Origin of the sequence: Brevibacillus sp. HB1.3, assembly GCF_013186635.1 — a bacterium.
GTDB lineage: Bacteria > Bacillota > Bacilli > Brevibacillales > Brevibacillaceae > Brevibacillus > Brevibacillus brevis_D.
The window spans coordinates 1-22342 of sequence record NZ_JABMIT010000010.1; the positions used below are offsets into that span (position 1 = coordinate 1).

22 protein-coding genes and 2 pseudogenes are annotated in these 22342 nt (G+C 42.5%); 12 read left to right on the forward strand and 12 right to left on the reverse strand.

The window, feature by feature from the left end:
• Positions 1-871: 871 nt before the first annotated feature.
• Both HPY31_RS21150 and HPY31_RS21155 read right to left on the reverse strand, forming a co-directional pair.
• Entirely contained in the window at positions 872-1387 is a 516-nt protein-coding gene (locus HPY31_RS21150; protein ID WP_172142340.1) for a hypothetical protein, read from the reverse strand.
• A 140-nt stretch (positions 1388-1527) separates the two neighbouring features.
• Positions 1528-1842, reverse strand: coding sequence for a hypothetical protein (locus tag HPY31_RS21155; protein WP_172142341.1), 315 nt, complete (start codon positions 1840-1842; stop codon positions 1528-1530).
• Positions 1843-2459: 617 nt separating this feature from the next.
• Between HPY31_RS21155 and HPY31_RS21160 the strand changes: the two genes are divergently transcribed.
• Entirely contained in the window at positions 2460-3026 is a 567-nt protein-coding gene (locus HPY31_RS21160) for a DUF4062 domain-containing protein (protein WP_172142342.1), read from the forward strand.
• 622 nt (positions 3027-3648) lie between these two features.
• Here HPY31_RS21160 and HPY31_RS21165 read toward each other — a convergent pair.
• Together HPY31_RS21165 and HPY31_RS21170 are read right to left on the reverse strand one after the other, a co-directional pair.
• A complete protein-coding gene (locus tag HPY31_RS21165; RefSeq protein WP_172142343.1) occupies positions 3649-4473 on the reverse strand; it encodes a DUF6492 family protein in 825 nt (274 codons plus the stop codon).
• Between the two features lie 715 nt (positions 4474-5188).
• Complete coding sequence (locus HPY31_RS21170; RefSeq protein WP_016743420.1) at positions 5189-5353, reverse strand: hypothetical protein; 165 nt, start codon at positions 5351-5353, stop codon at positions 5189-5191.
• 431 nt (positions 5354-5784) lie between these two features.
• Here HPY31_RS21170 and HPY31_RS21175 point away from each other — a divergent pair.
• Positions 5785-6028: pseudogene (locus HPY31_RS21175) on the forward strand (helix-turn-helix domain-containing protein).
• Between the two features lie 235 nt (positions 6029-6263).
• On the opposite strand, the gene HPY31_RS21180 reads toward HPY31_RS21175, so the two are convergent.
• Entirely contained in the window at positions 6264-6704 is a 441-nt protein-coding gene (locus HPY31_RS21180) for a hypothetical protein (RefSeq protein WP_172142344.1), read from the reverse strand.
• 283 nt (positions 6705-6987) lie between these two features.
• On the opposite strand from HPY31_RS21180, the gene HPY31_RS21185 reads away from it, so the two are divergent.
• From HPY31_RS21185 to HPY31_RS21195, 3 genes and pseudogenes are all read left to right on the forward strand, one after another.
• Positions 6988-7365: a PH domain-containing protein gene (locus HPY31_RS21185; RefSeq protein WP_172142345.1), complete on the forward strand. Its 378-nt coding sequence runs from the start codon at positions 6988-6990 to the stop codon at positions 7363-7365.
• 656 nt (positions 7366-8021) lie between these two features.
• A complete protein-coding gene (locus tag HPY31_RS21190) occupies positions 8022-8420 on the forward strand; it encodes a MerR family transcriptional regulator (RefSeq protein ID WP_172142346.1) in 399 nt (132 codons plus the stop codon).
• A 70-nt stretch (positions 8421-8490) separates the two neighbouring features.
• Positions 8491-9408: pseudogene (locus HPY31_RS21195) on the forward strand (SDR family NAD(P)-dependent oxidoreductase).
• 507 nt (positions 9409-9915) lie between these two features.
• Here the strand turns inward: HPY31_RS21195 and HPY31_RS21200 are convergent.
• Positions 9916-10554 carry a flavin reductase family protein gene (locus HPY31_RS21200; RefSeq protein WP_172142347.1) on the reverse strand — a complete coding sequence of 213 codons (639 nt, stop codon included), beginning with the start codon at positions 10552-10554 and terminating at the stop codon, positions 9916-9918.
• Positions 10555-11030: 476 nt separating this feature from the next.
• Between HPY31_RS21200 and HPY31_RS21205 the strand changes: the two genes are divergently transcribed.
• Positions 11031-11978: an ABC transporter substrate-binding protein gene (locus HPY31_RS21205; protein WP_172142348.1), complete on the forward strand. Its 948-nt coding sequence runs from the start codon at positions 11031-11033 to the stop codon at positions 11976-11978.
• A 113-nt stretch (positions 11979-12091) separates the two neighbouring features.
• Here the strand turns inward: HPY31_RS21205 and HPY31_RS21210 are convergent, their stop codons facing one another.
• The 3 genes from HPY31_RS21210 to HPY31_RS21220 all read right to left on the reverse strand — a co-directional run bounded on the left by HPY31_RS21210 (position 12092) and on the right by HPY31_RS21220 (position 13894).
• The gene (locus HPY31_RS21210; RefSeq protein ID WP_172142349.1) at positions 12092-12493 is read right to left on the reverse strand and encodes a hypothetical protein; all 402 of its coding nucleotides are present in this window, start codon (positions 12491-12493) and stop codon (positions 12092-12094) included.
• 434 nt (positions 12494-12927) lie between these two features.
• Positions 12928-13014 carry a YjcZ family sporulation protein gene (locus HPY31_RS21215; RefSeq protein ID WP_016743434.1) on the reverse strand — a complete coding sequence of 29 codons (87 nt, stop codon included), beginning with the start codon at positions 13012-13014 and terminating at the stop codon, positions 12928-12930.
• 742 nt (positions 13015-13756) lie between these two features.
• A complete protein-coding gene (locus tag HPY31_RS21220; protein WP_155801098.1) occupies positions 13757-13894 on the reverse strand; it encodes a hypothetical protein in 138 nt (45 codons plus the stop codon).
• Between the two features lie 664 nt (positions 13895-14558).
• Between HPY31_RS21220 and HPY31_RS21225 the strand changes: the two genes are divergently transcribed.
• The 4 genes from HPY31_RS21225 (at position 14559) to HPY31_RS21240 (ending at position 17205) form a co-directional block, all read left to right on the forward strand.
• On the forward strand, positions 14559-15065 hold the full coding sequence (locus HPY31_RS21225) for a TetR/AcrR family transcriptional regulator (protein WP_172142350.1): 507 nt from the start codon (positions 14559-14561) through the stop codon (positions 15063-15065).
• 112 nt (positions 15066-15177) lie between these two features.
• Positions 15178-16143 (forward strand): SDR family NAD(P)-dependent oxidoreductase, encoded by a 966-nt coding sequence (locus tag HPY31_RS21230; RefSeq protein ID WP_172142351.1) that lies wholly within the window; start codon positions 15178-15180, stop codon positions 16141-16143.
• 170 nt (positions 16144-16313) lie between these two features.
• Positions 16314-16658, forward strand: coding sequence for an ArsR/SmtB family transcription factor (locus HPY31_RS21235; RefSeq protein ID WP_172142476.1), 345 nt, complete (start codon positions 16314-16316; stop codon positions 16656-16658).
• A gap of 31 nt (positions 16659-16689) precedes the next feature.
• The gene (locus tag HPY31_RS21240) at positions 16690-17205 is read left to right on the forward strand and encodes an SRPBCC domain-containing protein (RefSeq protein WP_172142352.1); all 516 of its coding nucleotides are present in this window, start codon (positions 16690-16692) and stop codon (positions 17203-17205) included.
• Between the two features lie 62 nt (positions 17206-17267).
• Here the strand turns inward: HPY31_RS21240 and HPY31_RS21245 are convergent, their stop codons facing one another.
• Together HPY31_RS21245 and HPY31_RS21250 are read right to left on the reverse strand one after the other, a co-directional pair.
• Positions 17268-17906, reverse strand: a complete 639-nt coding sequence (locus HPY31_RS21245; protein WP_172142353.1) for a FusB/FusC family EF-G-binding protein — start codon at positions 17904-17906, stop codon at positions 17268-17270.
• Between the two features lie 156 nt (positions 17907-18062).
• Positions 18063-18326, reverse strand: coding sequence for a CD3324 family protein (locus tag HPY31_RS21250; RefSeq protein WP_007718970.1), 264 nt, complete (start codon positions 18324-18326; stop codon positions 18063-18065).
• Positions 18327-19021: 695 nt separating this feature from the next.
• Between HPY31_RS21250 and HPY31_RS21255 the strand changes: the two genes are divergently transcribed.
• Positions 19022-19912, forward strand: coding sequence for a GNAT family N-acetyltransferase (locus tag HPY31_RS21255; protein ID WP_172142354.1), 891 nt, complete (start codon positions 19022-19024; stop codon positions 19910-19912).
• Between the two features lie 274 nt (positions 19913-20186).
• Here the strand turns inward: HPY31_RS21255 and HPY31_RS21260 are convergent, their stop codons facing one another.
• Positions 20187-20777 (reverse strand): TetR/AcrR family transcriptional regulator, encoded by a 591-nt coding sequence (locus tag HPY31_RS21260; protein ID WP_172142355.1) that lies wholly within the window; start codon positions 20775-20777, stop codon positions 20187-20189.
• 340 nt (positions 20778-21117) lie between these two features.
• Between HPY31_RS21260 and HPY31_RS21265 the strand changes: the two genes are divergently transcribed.
• Entirely contained in the window at positions 21118-22290 is a 1173-nt protein-coding gene (locus tag HPY31_RS21265; protein WP_172142477.1) for an MFS transporter, read from the forward strand.
• Positions 22291-22342: the final 52 nt, after the last annotated feature.

Genomic DNA, 22342 nt, shown 5'->3' on the forward strand with positions numbered 1-22342 from the left:
TAGGCTATCCTTTTTTTCAGCACTTCGTGCTGGAACAATACCAAAAAGAAATCCCCAAAAGGGGGTTTCTCTTCAGTCTGAAACCCTTCTCAGTGAGAAGAGCTTTTTTGTGTCTCATGACCGAGAAATAAACTCGAAATACACATGATATTTCGCCGATGGATTTCGGTGGTATATGCCTATTCACATGTTTATAGTGGCTAACATACCATTTATTAGACTGGCTTACACTCGTCTACATGGATGAAGCTTTCCGGTACCCCCGGGAACCAGTGGGAGCAGGAACACCACCATTGCCGTGATAGCGACAACTGGGCGATTGACCAAAGCAGAGACTGGCCGTGTGGCTACACTTGCCCATGATGGAATGGCACGTGGCCATCTCGCCCATCCACACAAAAGCCGACGGCGACACCATCTTTTGTCTTGCCACTGGTACCGACACTAGTGAACTAACGGGGGATAGCGCGGTAACCGCTATTGGCACAACGGCAGCTGTAGTATTAGAGGAGGCCATTATTAGAGGGGGTAAGGCAGCCAATAGCATATATCTTCGGCATGGTGGAAAGTAAAGGGTTTCAAGCTTAAGAAGTCATGATGTCTCTTGTCAATGTTAATCTCTAAATTCCTTAAAACTCGATGATATACTAAAGCTACGCATGCCAAAAATCCTTCCAGAAACTTAGTGGAAGGATTTTCTTCTATTGATCTGTTTTAAGATAGGATCCCAATTAAGGAAAGGTAATTTTCTTCTTAAAACGGCATAAATCCCATGGAAAAGCCCAGGCGAATTTTTCTGCTGCAATTCCTCTATTCATTATATGCTAGCCCGCTCATTTCCAGTAGCTGTTATTACCCCGTGTTGTTAAGTTCATAGAATCGTTATTGAATTACCTTGCAATGGTACTCTGTCAGCATCCTTTTTAAATTTTGTTTCCAAAAAGTTCTCGTGTCTGAAAAGTACGGATGCGTCGCCGGAAGATAGTTTCGCTGACGTAAGTGAACTGCTTGTGGAGGTGCCCGCAAGTATTTCAATGCTGAGTTTGTTCTTTTTCTCTTCAAGATCTATGTCTCCCCAAAAAATAAAGCGGAAGAGAAAATCAGCGAGTGATCCTGGGGATTGAGCGCTTAAAGCGTGCATTTGAGTACTATGCGGGGCAACTACGATTTTAAATGGGGCAGAAGTGGCTACCGGTGAATTAATGCCGTAATCTACAATATCTGAAGCCTCAAATACCCAATATACGGTAAGAGTTTTTGAACTTGGATTTTCAAGTACCACGTTAATAACTTCGTTTGTACCTCCAGGGTTATTTGCCGGTACCTGAAAAACGCCCGTAGTAATAGCATCCATCCAGCACGGATGATCATTCTTGTGATGTGCCATTATTCATCTCCTCTTCAAAAGTAGTGTCAGTATATATAAATAAAAATTGCAACGAAGATGAAACGGACAGGGATACAATTTTACCTTTAATTACACCTGAATTGGACATACATCTATCCGAACCTTGGTCTTCATCTTCTTTAGCCTTTCAGGTTGTCATCAATAACTGGTTTATCTTCATATAAACCTTTGACACGGATCTTTCTAACCACTAAATACGTTCGTGTGATTATAGATTTTATATTCGATCTTTCCACAAGATATTGTTCTAAAGTATCAAACTCCTGGTCAGACATAAAAACGGGAGGACGTCCGGAGACGGTTATCTTTTTACAACCGAATTCAACATCAGACAGTTTGATTTTTGATATCTGACCAGGAGATAAGCCATGATAAAAAGAAAAGCTGCTAAGCAATGCTGCCAGGGGCTTGGACTTCGAGTTCTCTTCAATCAACCTTGCTACCCTTTTTAGTTCTTCGAAGGACAACGCCAGAGTGCTTGGTGGTAGCTCCCGGATTGAGGCAAAGTAATAGAGTCTACAAGCGGAGCGTTTTTAGCCGCTGATAGAGTTGGAGATGAGTTTCTTTCGAATAAAAGATGAAATAGGTTAGGCTTCAAACTACCTTTATAATCTAGTGCCTTATCTTACATCGTTATCTGCAATTGGATAGGTTCCACTATTTTCAGACGAATTGGTTAGCGATTGAAAACCATCGAGGATACTCTTCATCTGTTTTATGTCCTCGCTAGTTCATTTGGGGTGTTTACATGTTTTTTAATATTTGAAGCAAGACCCTCCATTTGGTCAGCAAGCCTGTGAACCAATCCAACATCGAATTGAGTCATCTTTAGGTTTGAACTTGGGGGAGGAGAATAGCATGGAGACTCAAGCACAGTTGCATATATCGCGGAATTTGATCTTTCTTTGTCCATTCCTTCTCTGCACGAATAAACCTCATTAGTTGCCGTCTGGCGCAAGCTTGCCGCCATGAAATCCCCAGTCAATTTTGACAAATAAAGTGAGTGAGTGGTAGATTCTATTTATACGAATTCTTTAATTTGGGTGGGCTTATGAGAAAAAAATTACAAATATACATATCGTCTACTTACTACGATCTTATTGAGGAAAGACATACCGCAGTTGAAGCCGTACTCCAAGCCGGTCATATCCCTGCTGGAGTCGAGCAATTTTTCAAGGAAAGTCCAATGAAAATTAGGAAGAGATGGATCGACGAGTCCGATGTTTATATCCTGATTCTCGGAGGATTCTATGGTTTAACACTTCCTGATGAATCCAAGAGCTATACGCAATGGGAATATGAGTATGCCGGAGAAGCGGGCAAACCTAGATTTGCTTTTGTTGTCACAGATGAGGCATTAAGACAAAAGCCTTACGACTTCGCAGCAATTGAATATTATCAGAAATTTCAAGAGTTTAAGCAATCGGTCATGGAACAAATTCCTATCTACTATGTTGAAGAAGTACGGCACATTAAAATGGTACTTCGTGATCAATTGCCAGAGTATGCAGCAAGAGACGATTTGTATGGCTGGTTTTCCGGCAAGGATGTCCCGGACGTTCAAAAGCTGTTGGAAGAGAATGCAAGATTAAAGGCGGAGTTGGAAAAAAAGAAATGAAAGAGGGGCTGGCACAACCAGTCCCTTTCTTCCGACTTCCATTAATATTCTCATGTTATGACAAAGAACGAACCTTGAATGCTCCTAGCCAGCGTGACTTCTGCCTGGCAAACTTAAACTTCCCTAACTCTTGCAGGTACCTCCATCCCCCTAAGAAAACTTAAACCCAACAATTGGACGTCTTTTCGCACATTATAAAAGCAGGTATCATTCTGAAAAAAGGTGATTGCTGTGACTCGAATGGCTATGAAAATAAAACAGGCAAGAATTCCTCTGGTGATTAGAGGGAACTTGCAATCGAAACGACTTACCAGCTGAAATGGCAGCTACAATAGGAGCTGTCCATTCCGTCGGCACTCCACGTTTCTCCAATCATTTTAGAAATACGAAATGAAGAGAAGAGCCCTCCAAAAGTTGAAGGGCTCTAAGCAGCATTATATCGGGCATTTTTACATGTAAAGCTCACTGACAATTCACAAATGCTGATTTTATGCGGTTTTCATGGAGTTTTGAAACCGTTTGGTGGGCAATTTTCAGAGTACATACTTTCCTTGTTGCTTTCAAACTTGTCCATGATATCTATCTCAATTTTCTTTGAGAAGTGGGCATACACATCAGCGCTTCATTTTCTCACACTCTTCTTCTTCCGGATATACCAGCCGCGTTTATGAAAGGAGATGGACCTGTATTTCTGAGCCAGTCTGATGGTTCGTTTGCGAGTAAGTGATGCTGGTTTTGAAGATAAGCTTTTGTTAAGGGAACTTCTTACAACCAGATGACCGGGGTAGTGAGCTTTCACGAAGTTACCATAAGTTTCGAACTCGGAGAAGCCCGCATAACTCTGTTTGTTAGTCTTCTTGATAATCGCCCAGTACCATCTAGTCTTGTGCCTAGCTTCAATTTTAGACTTCAGTCGGGAGAGCTTCGATTTGTCGAACAGCATATAGTGGGCAACGAAAGAGCGCGAAGCGGTTGGTTTAGCCCCCATTAATTTCCTATAGGTACGAAAATACTCGGGACGACTCCAGTTACGGCAGTAAAAAACGGTTTTCCCATTGACGAGAAAGACATGAGGTCGGATGAGAATGGTGTCGGCGTCAATCACAAGATAATACCTTTGCTTGGTCAAGTTTCCTCCCGCCAGCTTCAACAATTGTTGGAGCAGCCAACCTGAGCGATTGGTGCGTTTGGTCTGGTAGTGAATGTCTTTTTTTGTAATTGATAGGACGCGTCTTTCATTGATGAAGGTGCAGTTTTTACGCCGGCAGAGGGCTTGAATTCGTTTGCTTGGTGGCGATACAACCATGATCTTACCGAGAGGATGCTTCACTTGCTTACGGATGCTGTCAATGACATAGGGAAGAGTGCCGAGGTCTTTCTCAATAGCGGGGATCAGGACATCAATTTTAATAGAGCTATTGAAGGTGCTTTTCGCTGAACGTGTCAATTTCTCAACTCCTTTTCGCTAGGCGGTTTCAAGCATAGGTGCCAGAGCAGGTTGGCCAAAGTGTCCGACTTTCCAGATAGGATATGATTTTCTCCCTTAGGGTGAATAAGACAGATATGGAAATCCTTCAAATTGTGTGTTTGTCTGCCTTCTCGAGTCATTGAGAAACTCTCCTCACTCACTCTTTCTCGTCGAAATCGTTGACCTTCAACAATGGCAGCTCGATCCGACTCGGAGAATACTGACTGGGTAAATGCGTTACTTTGAAGGTAGACCGGAATAGATGGAGCGGGCAGAAAAACAGGAGGGTTGTGATGGCCGCGACGAAATCCTAAGAAATTGGCAAAAGGCATTTGGAGGAGGATAGATTGTAAGTCGATAGAAATGGTCTTTGACCATGAAAGCTCTATACAAATTCATACCGGGGATCGATTCATTCACATTTTAACATTCGTTGTATAAAGTAAAATAGCCGTTCGATTTGAACGGCACTTCGGGTGAGTAGTTACGGTTAGGTAATGTATCTATAGTTTCTGTACCAGAGTTTACTAGTACGGCCGATTTCACCATTTCGGTCATTAGTAGAACGTTTTCAACAGATATTGGTTCAGCGTAAGTGTTTATCCAAGGTTGTATTGCATCACCATATTAGTATGTAACAAAACGGTAATTGAATAAAGCCCCCAAATTGGAGGCTTACTGAAATTATCTGGGATTAATATGGTGTACAATGGTGTTCAAGGGGTTTTTTTCCACCACCACCCCAACTGCCGCCACCGCCGCCACTGCTACTACAATTTGGTTTACTGTATGCAAAAGCAGCCGTAGAGACTGACATTACCATAACGACTGCTAGGGCAAAAGCAAAAAGCTTTTTCATAAGTATCACCTCCTTTACAGAAAGTTCTAATAATAATAGCGTAACTCAATTTCAAGTTTTTGTAAAATATTGATCTATCAACCATTTTAATTCGTGCCTATTTGAACTTAGCTCTTGAAACGAGAATAAGCGCCCTTTGAAAGTCAAAGTATGCCCGAATTGCCTGTCAACAGCAAAGATTGTATTCAGACAATGATTGACAACGACAGAGAAAACGAACACGAAGTGCTAGGAAGCAATGTTTTGATGGTCTAAGGCACCTCAAAAAGACGTCCAAATTAGGACGTCTCTCCGAGAGGGCTTTTTATTTGCGTTCCTGTTAATAGTGATTCCAATAAAAAACATGGGTGAGGAAGAATTCCTTCGTAGCGAGAAATCATAAAAAATACCCCATAAAGAGGTAAAGATTAATGCTTCAAGACAAAATTGGCATGACGAGCCTTATAGGCAAATTGGACGGTAGCGACCAAACCAAGCCGTTGTTAACGAATCGCGAAAGAGAAGTGTTTGAAACTCTTGGTCCAAGACAAGACAACCAAAGAGATTGCCGGACAACTCTTCATCAGCGAAAAGACTGTGCGCAATCACATTAGTAATGTCATGCAAAAATTAGGTGTCAAAGGTCGATCTCAGACAGTAGTCGAACTCGTTAGACTTGGTGAGCTAGAGATTTGATCCTAGTCCACCCAGCCTCCCTATTCAGGGAAAGCTGGCAAGCTACGAAGTTGTCGGCAATATTTACGAGAATCCTGATATCACAGACGAACAACACAAGCATATTAAAAAGCAAGCTATGGATGCCCATCTAGTAAAGAAAAAGAACATGAACCAAAGAGAAAAAGGGTGAAATACACCATAAAATGAAAAGGAGGCCTTCAGTAGAAAGCCTCCATCAAATAAGAAAGGGAATTTATGGAGTGATGACTGACACAGTTCCACGAACTTTCCCGGCTCCATTGTTCTTAACTCTAATATAATATTGACCTATTGGTAACACTTTCGTACTTTGAAAACTAAATGAACCTGACCCAGGAAACAGAAAATATCCAAAATTCGGGTTATAATCAGTTCCGTCTTGTCTATATATCGCGTACTCTACTAACGGATTATCAACATTTATTCCACTTTGAGTCACCTTAACAGTAAGAACAGTAGGAGAATTAATATAAAAATAAGCAGAGTCAGAATATCCTCTAGTTCCTTGCTCAAAACCTAATACTTTTGTTTCAGTCGCAGCAGGTGCTGCTTCTTTGGTCGAAGACTGCTGGGAGCCGGCAGCAAATGTTTCTGATGGTAGAAAAACGGAAGCAGAAAGTAGTGTAACTAAAGCAACTTTACCAAACCATTTCAATTCTATCATCTCCTAATTTTTATATTCTACTAAATATTACAAATAAAACCAAATACTCACAATATTTTTCGGTGCGAAATACCTTGTGACACAAGAAAGTGACTGAACCATTCCACTTTTCGAGTGATTTAACACAATATTTCGGGAGTCTAACAGCAAAGGCTTCTATATCCTGAATTTCAAGGTAATCACTCCCCTTGAGGAAAAAGTAACTACTTTGGTAGGAATTTTAAACTGTGTGGAGAATATGATTTATCAATTAGTTGAATAGGGGGACGTTAATGTGGGTTTATTAGATGGTCTAATGGGTAATGCTTCGGAAGTTAACATTGCAGAGGTTCAAAAGGAGTATGCTCAAATCTTAGCGAACAATGAGAGAATAGAAAAGGCGTACAAATTAATTCGTGATATGTTCATCTTCACCAACAAGCGGTTAATACTAGTTGATAAGCAAGGTATTACTGGCAGAAAGATCGAGTACCATTCCATTCCTTATAAAAATATTCATCATTTTAGCATTGAAACAGCTGGAAATTTTGACTTGGATGCGGAATTGAAAATTTGGGTTTCTGGAAGTGCAGTACCGATCCAAAAACAATTTAACAAGAACTTGAATATTTACGAGATACAGAGCGTGTTGGCCGAGTACATTTTGGGTTAATTTCGTTTGATTAGAAGTCCTCATTCAAATGGGACTGCCCCTGGAATGAATCGATTTAATCTCTGCTGATGAGTCCGCGTTATTTTTTTGGCAAGAGAAGGTATGCATACTAATATATACTTGTAGTAAATATAGAGCTGATATCCTACTATATTGAAGACTACTTTTTTATTCACGTATTACTTCTTGTAACCCCCAATTTGCTTAAAGCAGTTGGGGGCTTTTTTTTATCGAAGTGACCTACGAAGCTGCTCGAACAGATAGATAAACCGTTATCCGACGTCCTTTACTTTTCGAACTTAAAGCATCTCTATAAAAAAATTTGCACATCATAAATACCATACATGAGAAGGAAAATTGAATCTGTACATAAGTATCATGCTGTACAAAATAGTCTGTCTGAGCAGCTATTTTTGTACAGTTTTTTAAAATGAAGGCGATGGTAAACGTTGCTGCTTGCCGCTGCATTTTGATGAAATCCAAGGAACATGCCCATCCATCCTATTTCCAAATGGTAGGGTTGTCTTCACGTATCGATCTCTAGTTCCGTCCTTAATTCCCCATAAGAAAAAGAGCAAGGAAGACCTTGACTTGGAGCTTACTCCAAGGAGTAAGGTAATAAAGCTAGAAAAAGTTGAGCAAGCAAGGAGGCACTCATGAACGACGAACGGACGTATTCGATTTCCGAAGTTGCAGAGCAGACAGGGCTTTCTACGGATACCCTTCGTTATTACGAGAAAATCGGGCTGCTTGCTTCGCCGACGAGAGGCGGCGGACAAAAACGAATGTACGTCGAGGGAGATATCGGTCGTATCCGTTTTTTGAACCATCTCAGAAGAACTGACATGCCACTCAAGAAAATCAAAGAGTACGTAGAGCACTACTCACTAAAAGACGATGCGCACTGTTATGCGTTGTTGGACGCGCACCGGGAGGCGATCGAGCAACGCATATCCGAATTAAACGCGACCGCTGAAATCATTCGATACAAGCTCAAGCATTTTCAAGAAATCAAGGATGGGCATCAAAAGGAGGAAAAAGATGATGACGATTGAAGCAAACCAACGGATAACGCAACAACCGCTGCACACCGGTTACGGACCACGTACGACTGCCGAAGAAATCATGCAAGGAGTAAATTTGGCTGGTAAGGTTGCCATTGTGACTGGCGGATATTCTGGTATTGGCTTGGAGGTATCGACGGTACTCGCGAAGGCAGGTGCCCAAATAATCGTTCCTGCCCGTTCGCTGGACAAAGCCAAAGTCGCAATGGAGGCCGTTCCTTAAGCGGAACTAGGCGAATTTGATCTTACCGATCCGGACTCAATCGATGCATTTTCGCACCAATTTGTAGAATCGGGCCGTCCCCTTCATATTCTCGTGAACTGTGCAGGGATCATGGCTATACCTGAACAGCACGATCGCAGAGGATATGAACTTCAGTTTGCCACCAATCATTTGGGATACTTTCAACTGACATCACGGCTTTGGCCAGCTCTGAAACGAGCAAACGGCGCTCGAGTCGTTACCGTTTCTTCAGGCGGTCATAGACTAGGTAACATCCATTTCGAAGATCCGAATTATCTACACCGCGCTTACAACAAATGGGAGGCGTATGGGCAATCAAAGACGGCAAACGCCCTATTCGCACTAGAACTGGATAAGCGGGGCAAGCCACACCATGTACGCGCGTTCTCCGCACACCCCGGTACCACCGTCACCGAACTCTCCCGTCATTTGTCCAATGAAGAATTAAGCGCTTCTGGGGTGATCGACATACAGGGACGGCGGGCGTTTAGCGAGTTGACGGAGGAACGCAAAACCGTACCGGAAGGAGCAGCGACGATCGTCTGGTGCGCTGTTAGCAACCAACTCGGAAAAGGCGGCGTTTATTGCCAAAATATCGATATTGCCCCTTTGGTTCCGATTGATGGCGGGAAGCCAGGAGTACCCGGCGTATGCCCATGGGCTGCAGACGAGCAGGCTGCCAAGCGACTCTGGTCCTTGAGTGAAGAACTCACCGGAGTTAGTTTTACCATGTGAGCTATTCGACATTGAGACACTGTAAGAAGCTTTGCTTCGCTCATCAGTATTGTCGACTTCACTCTTTTTTTTGTCAGCGTCTTCAAAAACTTGAGGCACCTTCTGTTAGATAGGAGGTGCCTCGTCGTGTTATTCGGTATACTCCATCACTTCATACGATTGAATTTTACTGAATGCTACATAATCTTTTCTTAAAGTAAAAGGCCCGGGCAGTAATCGTGTATTTTTCAATTTGCTTTGGCTCAGTGAACTGATAAGAAAGCCATCCAACCATCAAGAAATTGAAACCCGTCCCTATTTTAAAGAGACGGATTTTCTTTCTATCAGGGAGAATACTGATGAGTTCTTGAAACGCTAGTCTATGTGGACAGGGGTTATACGCTACAATTCCAATTCCTAGGCCAAAACGTTCCGCTTCATCTGATGAAGTTCAACTGTATTTTTCCAATGCCAACTTGTGGTAAAAATATTCAAAAAGAAAGGGCGCTCAAAAGCATCCAATGATGTTTAATTCGATTTACTAATGGAACCTGGAGAAGGGCCAAAAACTGGGGCTAATCTTGACGGGTGCACCTTGGGGCTAAGGCCAAAAAATTCGCAGAAGTTCATAATCAGTGGGCTCCACTTCTCCGGATCGATGTAGTCCTTCTCGCCAGTCATTAGGATTCGTTCATCAATATGAACGCGTATTATCTTCACTTCAATAGCTTTTAAAGAGCTGGGCAGTTCAAAATTATGGACCTGCTCTACGATTGCCTCTAATTGAACTGGACACTCAGCAACGCGTGGGGGCCGAATCAGGTCCGAATCTTGGGGGGTGAGCCTAGACGTTCCAAATTTATCCGCCTCAAAGCGGTATCCCACATTAGCCTTACGCTCCGGGACAGGATTTCGCCCAGTAAGGAGAGCTAGACGGTCTACCGCATGAGCTAGATCAGACGAAGGAAGATTTAAAACACATTCACGCTCGCGCAACAAATTGGCAACGGTTTGAGAGGAACTACTCATTCCAAGCATGCATGATTGATTCAGCCACCATGCAGAAGACATAGGTGCCAGATTGACAGAATTGTCTTCATTTAATGTGCTGATGAGTACAACTGGCGTCCCAAAGTAAAGAATTTTTGGCTCAACTACCTTATGCATAATCGCGTTCCCTCCACTATGAAAAGAAAGGTTTTCATACCTGTCTCAGATAAGAGACCTAGTTCAAATTATAATCAGTATTCGTTTCGTTATTTTGCTGTTTCATTTCGATTGAACTTTATCCAAATTATTCAAGAGAAGGGGGAGATGGTAAAATCGGGGAGGTACATGAAGCACGCTGGCAACTAAGAACCAAAGTAGTATTACTTTGATGACGTTAAAAAGCAAAAGTATGCCGAGAAATTCCCAATCCGCAACATGCTTTTTATGCATCAATTTGGCCTTAGGTTAGAAAGGGGGCTGTCCTAAAAGTCGAGAGACAATAGGAAAGCTCTTTTTTTATATATACAAAAAAAATATAAAAATCATTGACACAAGAGCTCAAATATGTGATTATCTACTCTGTCACTTATAATGATAATCATTATCAAATAATATCTCACACCAAACATCTCGTGACGAGGAGAAATGAGCACATGAAAAAAGGAACACAAATCGTACTGGCCTGCTTGGTCGCAGTAGTCACTGCCGTAACGGCGGGGTGTGGAAGCAGCCAAACGGCTTCGGAAGCAACGAAAAAGCCTGAGACACGCGTAGTCAAGCACCTGATGGGGGAAGTGACGATCCCAGCGGAACCAAAGAGAATTGCTGACGTATCGGGAGCAGCGGAGGAGCTTCTCATTTTGGGACACAAGCCTGTTGCTACGGCCAATACATACAAGACAAAAATCATGTCCCACGTAGCGGACAAGCTGGCAGATGTAAAACCAGTTGGCTGGATGTGGGATGACTCCATCAATCTAGAAGCTGTGGTAGAAACAAAGCCAGATCTAATTATTATGAATAATCGCCAGCAAAAGATGTACGAGCAGCTGTCCAAAATCGCGCCGACTGTCGTTCTGGAGACAGACATGGACAAATGGCGCGATAAGTTTAAAGAAATCGGTCGCCTATTTGGACAAGAAGAGGACGTGAACAAATGGTTGGCTGGGTATGACGAAAAGACGAAAGGAATGCGCGAGCAACTCAAGCAAGCGTATGGCGACGAGACCTTTATGTTCCTGGCCGTAACGCCAAAATTGTTCCGCGTGTACGGGAACTATGGATATGCAGATATTTTATTCACTGACCTCGGCCTGAAGCCGGTAGCGGGAACACCTACAGATAAAACAATGGAAATGATCGAGCTAGAAGGACTGACGAATTTTCATGCAGACCATTTGTTCCTCGTCAATTTCGGCGGGAAAGCGGACGATGTTTACGCAGAACTGAAGAATAGTCCAGTATGGAAAAGCAACAAGGCAGTTCAACAAGGCCATCTCTATGAGGTTACCAATGAAACATTCAATACCAAAGCCTTTGGCCCAATTGGAAAGGAAATGCTCCTAGAAGAGATTGGTAGTATGTTGCTGAAAAAGCAATAACCATGTGATCGACACAAAAGATAGGGCGATGAATGCGGATCACTACGAAGTGTGATGCAAAACGTTATAAAGCCCGTCTTCACTATCAAGACGGGCTAAAATCTATTCATGCTTTACTGAATCGTATAAGTAGCTACGATTACATTTTGATCCTGATAAGAATACGGCGCTTGAAATTGTACGTAGCGATACCCGTCCTCATCAGCCTTAATAATGATACCTGTCGTACCGCTCCAAATCTGTTTATTTTGAGCATTATAAACGGTGTAATTAGCAAAGCTACCATTTGCACGGATACGGAGCTCCTGCCCTTTCTTTAGATAAATCGCTTCTTTTGGACTTAACTGCCCAGGAGTAAGGTAGTAATATTTGGTGAATGATTGTGCTTGTTGTTGCTCAACGGAGACTGTGTTTGGTTCACTTTGTACGTGAGCACTGGTAGAAGCGGAAGCATATGCTGGTGCGCCAGAGAGGAGTAAAGCGAACAGCGAAATAGAGAGAAGCTGTTTTTTCATACCTAGAACACTCCTTTTGATCAATTCTGACCAGATTCTAAATACATAAACCAAAGATAATTATACTGAATTTTAATAAAGAGGTAAATATTCACATCTTGTAACTTAACCTTTCAATTGATGACAATGACAGATGCAAAGCAAGTCGCGAGTGAAGAGCGTAAAATATATAATACTCTGGAAGTATGTAGTCGCAAGTTGTTAGACTCCTGACATGAAGACGCTAAGCCGCTCGGAAAAGAACCGGGCGGCTCTTTTGTTGAAATCGTAGGTTTTGTCGTCTGAAGGGTGTCCTCAACTTTCCTCTCCATAATACTAATCCTCTTTCTACGAAAGCGTACCGTGGGAGGATTGGACAAAGAAGGGCTCAAAGCTCAATGATTTCGAAGAGGGAGGAAGAGGGCAGCTTAGCCGCCCATAACATTGGACAGTTATTAGCACTCATCACAACTGCAAGCAACAATTGTTAATAAAACGAAAAGAACCAAGACCAAAGCAAAATTGTCGTCAAAGAATCCCATCGATATCACCCCTTTGAAAAGTATGAGGATGAACCTCAAACTCAAGCTATGCAAATTGCGGAGCTATGTAAGGGCGATATCACAGTAGGCGGAAAATTTGGGCATATAACAAACGGTTACCTGTCATGTCCAACCGTTCAAAAAAGTTAAATTAACAGGGGATATACGACAAAAAAAGGCTATTCCCTAGGCATATTTATGGCATTTGGGACAGCCTTCTTGGTACGATTTTGTCGAGGGTAAGTGATCATAATAACAGGAATTTTATTTGAAAGCTGTATACGGTCGATGTGTTCTTGAGCAATAGAAAGTCCCCACAAAAGTGTAGGAATAGACAGGAGGTTATGTGTGTGTAACCTGACATAGATGAGAGCTTACAGCTACTACCGTAGAAACGAGATAACTAATAGAGAATAGGATCGTGCCCCAGGTTGAAATGGTTACTGGAATATCGCTAGACCAATCATCATTTTCAAAAGACTTTTGATACTTTCTTCTCCCTGCTATCTACGTAATGAAAACCATATTACTCGCTTAGAAGAAGGTCGTGAGTGAACAAATGAGAAAAAGAAAAACATCATACCGATAGTATAACAGTCGGTGGATGATGTTTGATTCATAATACAATGTAGAAATTACAAACCTTTTATAGATCCCTTAGCACCTTTGTCGCCAATATCGCTTGTCATTTGAATGGTTTTCTTTCCAAGTTTCATCTCAGTTTTCATTGGATTGATTGGCGTTAAACGCTATAGGTTGGCCATCCGCAATACCCGTCAACTTCACAAGGTATACGTTGTTCTTTTGCGCTGCTAACACTAGGAAATGAAAGCGATAGAAATAATGCAGCAGCAATACCAAACAGAGCAATTTTTTTCATAAATCTTTCCCCTCACAAGTTTCATTTTTCAAAAAGTATACGACCGGGAACAACATATGTTTCGCAAATAAATCGAGTAGCTGGTGAGCTAGAAAAGTTGACGCGAAAAGACCATCCCTCTGCCACGCACATAGCTGTTGGGACGGCCATTATTTACTATCTAACATTAGTTGGCACACAGGCAATTTTTACCTGCTGGTATGCACCCCCGAGGGCATGGAATGATTGAATTAGCACCCATTTTTTGAAGTAATTTCTTCAACATTGTTATTCACCTCCTTAAATGGAAAAATATAACTTTCGTTTTAATAATAACACACAAAAACTCAATTTAAAATATAAAATATGGAAAATTCGGAAAATGATAATCTGCGGCAATGTAAATATATCGTTCATCTCTCACTTGAGTCGGCATCTAATCATGATCATACTCCAAGACCCCATGTCAGCTACCAAATACAAGATTCCCTGCAAAGATCGCGATAGTAAGTGAAGCAAGAAGGTGAAGAAAAGGCAACCAGTATTCCAGTCATTCTGGCCCATCGTCAATCGCGAAGTTCGTGGCAAGCCTGTATGGGAGTGTTGCAAGTCATTTGAAACCAACCATAAACTGACGTATAATCAGGTATTATTGATGAATCACTAAAAGGGAGACGATCTAGAAATGACGTCAGTCAATCGAAAAACGGAAATTATATCTGCTGCCATTGAAGTCTTTGCTGAAATCGGATATTTCCGGGCAACAACTGCGCAGGTTGCAGAGCGTGCAAAGATTTCTCAGCCGTATATTTTCAAGTTTTTTGCATCGAAGGAAGCTTTGTTACTGGCAGCATTAGAGGCGTCATGGGAGCGGATCATCGACTCTTTCCGTCTCGTTGTAGAATCCGCATCCAAAGAGCAATTGGAAACAGATTTAATCAAGACATATGAAAAGATTTTGTCTTCCCATCAAAATGAAATACTGCTTCAAATGCAGGCCCAGACGATTCAAGAGCCTTTGATTCGTGAGGCAATGCGGGAAGCATTTCGGGAGGTTCGTCAGATTGTCTTAACAGCTTTTCGCAAAGCGGGCATCGCGAATCCGGAAGAGAGAACGCTTATTTTTCTGGCAAGAGGAATGCTGTGTAATATTTCAGCGGCTTTGGACATGCCGGAATTGATGGAGGTGTAGCGCAGAAAAAATTGCCATAGTTAGTTATTGACTAATCACTAACTAAAGCGTTATAGTTCAACTTAGTTAGTGATTGATCAATCACAAAATAAAACAAGTGGAGATGATCCGAATGAAAAAAGCGATTGTAGTCGGGGCAACAGGCGGAACTGGAGCGGCAATTTTGGAAGAGCTCATCAATCGAGGTATTGAAACGATTGCTTTTGGGCGTTCTCGACAAAAGCTAGAGCAAATGGCGTCAGAGCTGGGGAATCCAGGACATTTGTCACTGGCCGTCGGGGATGCATTCCGGTCTCAAGACATCGTAGCAGCATCGAAAGGAGCGGATGTACTCTTCCATTGTGCAAACGTCCCTTATCACGAGATGGTGAGTAAGCTGATTCCACTTGGCGAAGCGATCATGGAAGCCGCCAACAAGAGGGAGTTGAAGGTTGTTGCAGTAGACGGCATTTATCCATACGGGAGAAAGCAAATGGAATCAGTGACGGAGGAGCATCCAAAGCAACCGCATACGAAGAAAGGAAAAATCAGGTTGGCATTTGAACAGATGCTGTTTAGCAGTCGCTGGGATCGTGCACGAACGATGATTGTCAGATTACCGGATTATTATGGACCCACTGCTAATCAAGCATCGTATTTGGGGTCCACACTTGAGGCAATTGCGGCTGGAAAACCAGGGCTTTTCATTGGGAATATGCATGTTCCTCGCGAGTTTGTTTATTTGCCGGATGCGGCGAAGATGATTGTAGAGTTGGCCAGCCGCGAGTTTGCTTATGGACAAAACTGGCACATTCCAGGGGGAGGCCTCATTTCTGGTCGAGACATCGTTCGAATTGCCCAAAAAGCAAGTGGCACCGTGAAACCGGTCATTCCGCTTGGGAAAATTGGTTTGTCTTTGTTGGGTATGTTCGTCCCGGTGATGAAGGAGGTTGTCGAGATGCTGTACTTAACTGAAAAACCGTTGATTCTTAGTGGAGAAAAATATAAACGTCTTATTGGACCGATTCCAGCGACGAATTTCGAGGAGGGGATAACGGCAACGATCCAGCATTTGCAGAATCGTGCATCCATGAACTAAATGATAAACATTAGTGATTGATTAATCACTAACAAACGATCTGAAAAATCTTTAAATATTCCTTTACAGGAATATTCCCTTTGGTGTATATTTTATCTAACAAAACGACCACAATAAGGCTGAAGGGGATGAGATGAACGTAGAATTCATCATGTAACGAGGTGAGTGACATGTCAGGGATGAATCCGGGCATGGACATGGCGACGCTGAGTGCTTTGGCTGAACCAAATCGTATGAAAATCGTCGAACTTTTGCGCGACGGTCCTCTGACAGTAGGGGAAATCGCTGACCAACTGGGGCTTCGCCAGCCCCAAGCCTCGAAGCATTTGAAGGTGCTTAGCGACAATGGGATCGTGGATGTGAAGGCCGAAGCCAACCGCCGATTTTACAAACTCAGGCCCGAGCCCTTCCGCGCGCTGGATTCTTGGGTGAGGTCATTCCAGCGTGTGATGGAAGAAAGATTCGATAACCTGGAAGACTATTTGCGGGAACTGCAAAACAAGGAAAAAACTTGAGGTTCATTCAAATGAATGAGGAGGAATTACTATGTCAAGAAACGCAATGGTTTCAAGGGTAGAGAACGAGAGAGTGCTGGTACTGGAGCGTGTATTCGACGCGCCCAGAGATCTCGTGTTCCAGATGTTTAAGGAGTCTGAGCATCTCAAGCGCTGGTGGGGACCGAAAGGCTGGGAACTTCCGGTTTGTCATGTTGATTTCCGTCCAGGTGGTGTTTGGCATTACTGCATGAAGTGCGTCGATAAGAATCAAGGAGATTTTTACGGCATGGAATCGTGGGGCAAAGGTGTTTATAAGGAAATAGTTGAGCCCGAGAAAATCATCTATACCGATTACTTTTCAGATGCAGAAGGCAACACAAACGATACGATGCCTTCGACAGAGGTTATGATGGAATTCATCGATTTGGGTGGCAAGACGAAGCTGGTCAGCCGTTCAGAGTACGTATCTGCGGAAGCTCTCAAAACTGTCATGGACATGGGCATGCTGGAGGGCATCACCCAAACGTGGGATCGTTTGGAAGAGAGTCTGAACGAGATCAAGTAAGCGAAATAGGAAAGGCCGCCTAGTAGGAAGACCCGGCGGCTTATTCTTTTTTAGTAGCAGATTTATTTCACCATCAGCCCAATAAAATCGTTCAGCTTATCCAGCGAAATGATATTTTGATTGCACGTCACGCTGTCTTGGCAAATGTAGTTTCCTTTTTTCAAATACGTTCCATCCCCGGAACCTTTGGCTTCAAGGACGAACATGCCGATCTCCTCAAAGCGATTACAGAGCGCACAAACGCCTTTTTTGTTAACGTTTGTAAACTGTCCGTGTAGGCCAATCAGTTTTCCTTCGTGGTAAGCAACAATAAATTTCTTTTCCGTTGCAGTGTCTAGCCAGCTCAGATAAGAGATTTCTGAAAAATCGATCTCAGCTAAATTCGAGACTTTCAGCTTCTTTACTTTTGGAAAGAGCTTCTTAATGGAAGACTCTGTGATAGCAGGGAATGGAATTACAAACGGTGTAAGCTGATTCAAAAACTGCTTTCCTTCTGCCTTTTCTTTTATCGAGTCAATCGGATGCAAAATCTCTTTTTGTTCTTCCGTTAGGTTTGGGAACAATTGAAAGACTTCTTCATGAGCGATTTCTTTACGAGCACGAATCACGTTGACATCTGTACTGGTCGCATAGGCGTTCATGATTGCTTGAACGCGTGATTTAATGAAGTGATATTGATGTGTATGGATAAAAGGTTCCATGTTGCGGTTCCTCCTGTTTCTGTCTTGTAAGGTGGGTTCTCCTTTAACTTTAGCGTGTTTGCAGGAGAGGAGAAAGGGAAAGGACATTTCCAAAAAAAACTCGCCATAAAAAAGCACTGACAACCTAATGGAAAGGTTTCAGTGCTTTATAAACGTCTATTTGGTATACACGATTTTTTTAATCGTCTCTGTAGACAAAAAGTATTCCTCCGCTAACTGAGAAATAGCCGTCCCAGCCCGAAAACTGCTTTTAATAGCTGTATTCCGCTCATCCAGGAGTTTTCTTCCGCCAGTGCGCGTCCCCCATTTTTGATGGGTTACTTTTGTCTTCGGAATATAAATGGTTTCTCCTTGCACGTACTTTTGAATTTCCGCGAGTAACGATTCAGGAAGGATTAAATTTGCTTTTACACATTTCATTTCTGCTCGCTCCTTATTTATAGATAGGCAAATAAGGGGCAAAGCCAAGAAATAGGAAATGAGATACGCAAATGAAGGCGATGATTCGTTTAAACGGAAGACCACCTCATGCAAAGTATCGCCTCACTATTTCTAGGCTTTGCATGAGCCGCTGCGGTATGTGGCAAATTGAGAGCATTCGCCATTAGTACACCCCCCTCGAGGTCCATTTTGAAAACGGTGCCCCCTTTTTGAAAAGGGGGTATTTGAATTATATAAGAAAATGACTTTTTTGTATAACGATACTTACAAAAATGTTCGTGGATTTTGAATGCTCATTTACAACCTTTTGAAAGTCAAATATAGTAATGGTATCGAATGTGAAAAGAGGTTTTGATTGAGTATGACGAAACTGATAATCGCTAAGTAAAATTCGAATGAATTTTATATGGGAAAAGGTTAAATGAAGGGCGTGCCCTTGGTTTCTTTTTTATACCTTTTTTCAAAAGCGATTAGAAGGCATATATCTCATTCAAACAAATCTCACGTTTGTGCATGATATCTATTCAGTTCGGGATAGGTATCTTCATCACAACGATAAATTTGACCATGAGAAGAGAATTCTTCTTGTGGTCTTTTTTATTTGGAAAGAAGGGATTGCGAAAAAGGAATGGATGATGACAAAACGCACAAAAAATAGAATGGGAGGTTTTTATATGCGCGAATATCGATTGATTAGCGACTACAAGCATATCGAAACATACAAGGAAAGCTTTAATGACCTCGCCAAGCAGATCTTTCAGCTCGATTTTAGAGAATGGGATAACAAGGGCTTTTGGAATGACAACTATGTCTGCTATTCCTATTTGGATGGGGATCAGGTTATTGCGAACGCTTCTGCCAGTAAGATGATCGTGGCATCCAATGGAAAAGACTACAAGGCACTTCAAATCGGAACGGTCATGACGCATCCTGCCTATCGCAACCAGGGGCTGGCAGCGAAATTGATGAACCATATTCTTGAAATATGCGAGCAGGAATACGATTTTATATATTTGTATGCCAATGATACCGTGCTCGATTTTTATCCGAAGTTTGGATTTGAGAGAGTACTTGAAAGTAGTTTTCGTTTATTGGCAACCGATTTGAAAAAGCAAGTGGAACAAAAATCGGTCTTGCGTAAGCTGGATGTTGATAATGAGGCTGATTTTGATATTATGAAGGAATTTGCTGCCAAAAGAATCCCCGTTTCATCGAGACTAGGCATCAGGGATAGCGAGCATCTGTTGATGTTTTACTTTTTGCTTGTTTTTCGGGATGCGATCTATTATGTCAAAGAGGCGGATGTGATTGTCTTATTTGAACGAGAAGATGACCAACTGCATGTATTTGATGTTGTAAGTAAAAAACCAGTGGATATAGAAACGGTCATTTCTCATTTGATAACCACTGAGACATCGATCATTCATTTTCACTTCATGCCAGATAGTGAGAATGAAAAGATCCAATCTGCATGGATGACAACGACCGATGATGTCTTATTTGTTCGCCCCTCGTTAAAAATGGAGACAGAACATTTTCGTTTTCCGCTTACCTCCCACGCATAAAAGGTTTGAAATGACAAAGTAGGTGAAACGGTAAAATAGCTTCGTGTCATCGTGGGCTGCCGATGAGAAGAGCAGCTACAAAATAAGCAAATGTGATTATCTCAATATATGAGTTATGTGCTACCAGTTTATAAAGACTGGTAGTTTTTTAATCCACCAACAAAGATGCTGTGGAAGTCCACGATCGTGAAGGATGATCAACAGATTGAGGCCAGATCGTCGTACAGCACGCAAGAATGGCGGGAAGATTCATTGTGATACACAACAAAAGGACCTATCCCAGCAGTTCTTTGGCACCGTTCATTACTAAGGGCAAAGACTGTTTAACGAATGACTCCGCACTTATTAAACGCCCCTCATTGTTCCAAACGTAAGCTGCCCCATACATCCCCCAACTTAACATGATAGAAGCTGTATTTATTAAGAATTGCTGGTTTGGAGTCGATAGCATCCTGTCTTTGTCTATAAAGGAAAGAAGTATCGTTTGAATTTTTTCCTTTATTTTAATTTCGAATACAGATACAAGCGATGTATTTCTTCTTTTGCACATAGTGCTTAGACCCTCGTGAAATTCGCATACCCCGAGAAAAATACTCTGAATTGTTTCTTCATTCAATACTTCGTGACCGCTTATTCTACGATTCATGATTGTCATAAATGATTCCATTAGTCTGGCCTCAAGAATTTCGAATTTATCTACAAAGTGCGCATAAAAAGTTGCTCTGTTAACAGTAGCCCGCTCTGCAATATCCCTAACGGTTATCGATTCAAAGTCTTTTTCTTGAATTAATGAAGCAAAAGCGTCTTGAAGGAGTCGCCGTGTACGTATCACACGAGGATCAGCTTCATTCTTTTTAATGGTCATGGTTAAGATCTCCCCAGTAAAACGACATTATAGAAATGGTGTTGTCTATACAACGGTTTATGGTTATTGCTGATTGCGTACCATTCGGTTGCTATTATAGCATACAAATACAACAAGTGTTGTTCAAACAACTGGTGTTGTATTGACTCAAATGCTGAATGCCGTTTTTTCAAAAGGAGGAGAGAACCATGTCGGTTTGTAACTATGATCCCGAGATCAAGATTTCGCGGGAGGAATAGAACGAAACATTACGGCAAGCTCCGCGCTGGTTTCATCAGCTGCTGACATGCAGCCGTGGCGTTTTTTCGTAGTGATATTAAACACATCAGGAGAGTGAATGATGAAGAGCACTTGGAAAGTTTACGTTCTAGCCTTGATCAGCTTTTTAGTTGGAACATCCAATTACATCGTTTCCGGAATATTAGACCGAATTGCAGAAACATTGGGAACGAACGTTGCGGCAGCAGGTCAGCTCATTACGGTTTATTCCCTGGCCTATGCGGTAGGCACTCCTATCTTGATGGCGCTGACGGCCAAAATGGACCGGCTTAAACTCCTGCTTTATTCGCTGGGCCTCTTTATTGCCGCAAACCTGCTGACATTTATATGGTCCGACTTTGGTTTCTTCATTACCGCGAGAATCATTACGGCGTTAGGCGCCGGGGTGGTCACAGTTAACGCGCTCAGTATCGCCGCCAAAATCGCTCCGCCAGGTAAGCAGGCCAGCGCCATCGCGAACGTCACCATGGGCATTACCGCATCGCTCATCATCGGCGTCCCGCTGGGCAGAATGGTAGCCTCTGCTTTTGGCTGGAAAGCGGTATTTCTGGCCATCGCGATTGTCGGGGGCTTGGCCATGCTTGTCATTGCAGCAGTTATACCACGTATGCAGGGCGACAAGCCTGTCCCTCTGATCAAACAATTTGCTTTGTTAAAAAAACCTCAGGTTTTGGTTGCTTTAGCGATTACTTTTTTCTGGTTGGGAGGATATTCCCTCGTTTATACGTACTTATCCCCTTTTCTGCTAGAAGTAACTCATTTACATGAATCATTGATCAGCGCAGCTCTGTTCGTGTTCGGCATTGCCAGTTTGATTGGCTCGAAAGTCGGCGGCTACAGTGCGGATAAACAGGGCATCAAATACACGCTCGTTTCTGGAATGGTACTTCACGTCATTTCGTTGATTTTGCTATCCTTAGTTGGGCAGTCGATCATTGCCGTATTCGCCATTTTGATCCTCTGGTCTTTTGCCGCTTGGTCATCCGCTCCCGCGCAGCAATTCAACCTAGTTTCGCTTGTTCCTGAATCCACGGGCGTCATGCTGAGCTTGAACAGTTCCATGATGCAGCTTGCCATGGCTGTCGGAGCAGGAATGGGCGGGCTGATCGTTAACCGTATTTCTTTAGCATCCATTACCTGGTTCGGCGTACTCGGCGTACTCATCGCCATCATTGCTGTGTTTGTATTATCCAGAATAGCTTCACGGCATGCGGTGGCTCAATCAGTGGAGTAAGGGGATCTTTCAGTTCTTCACAAAAAAGCAGACCGCAAATGAACTGCCTCCC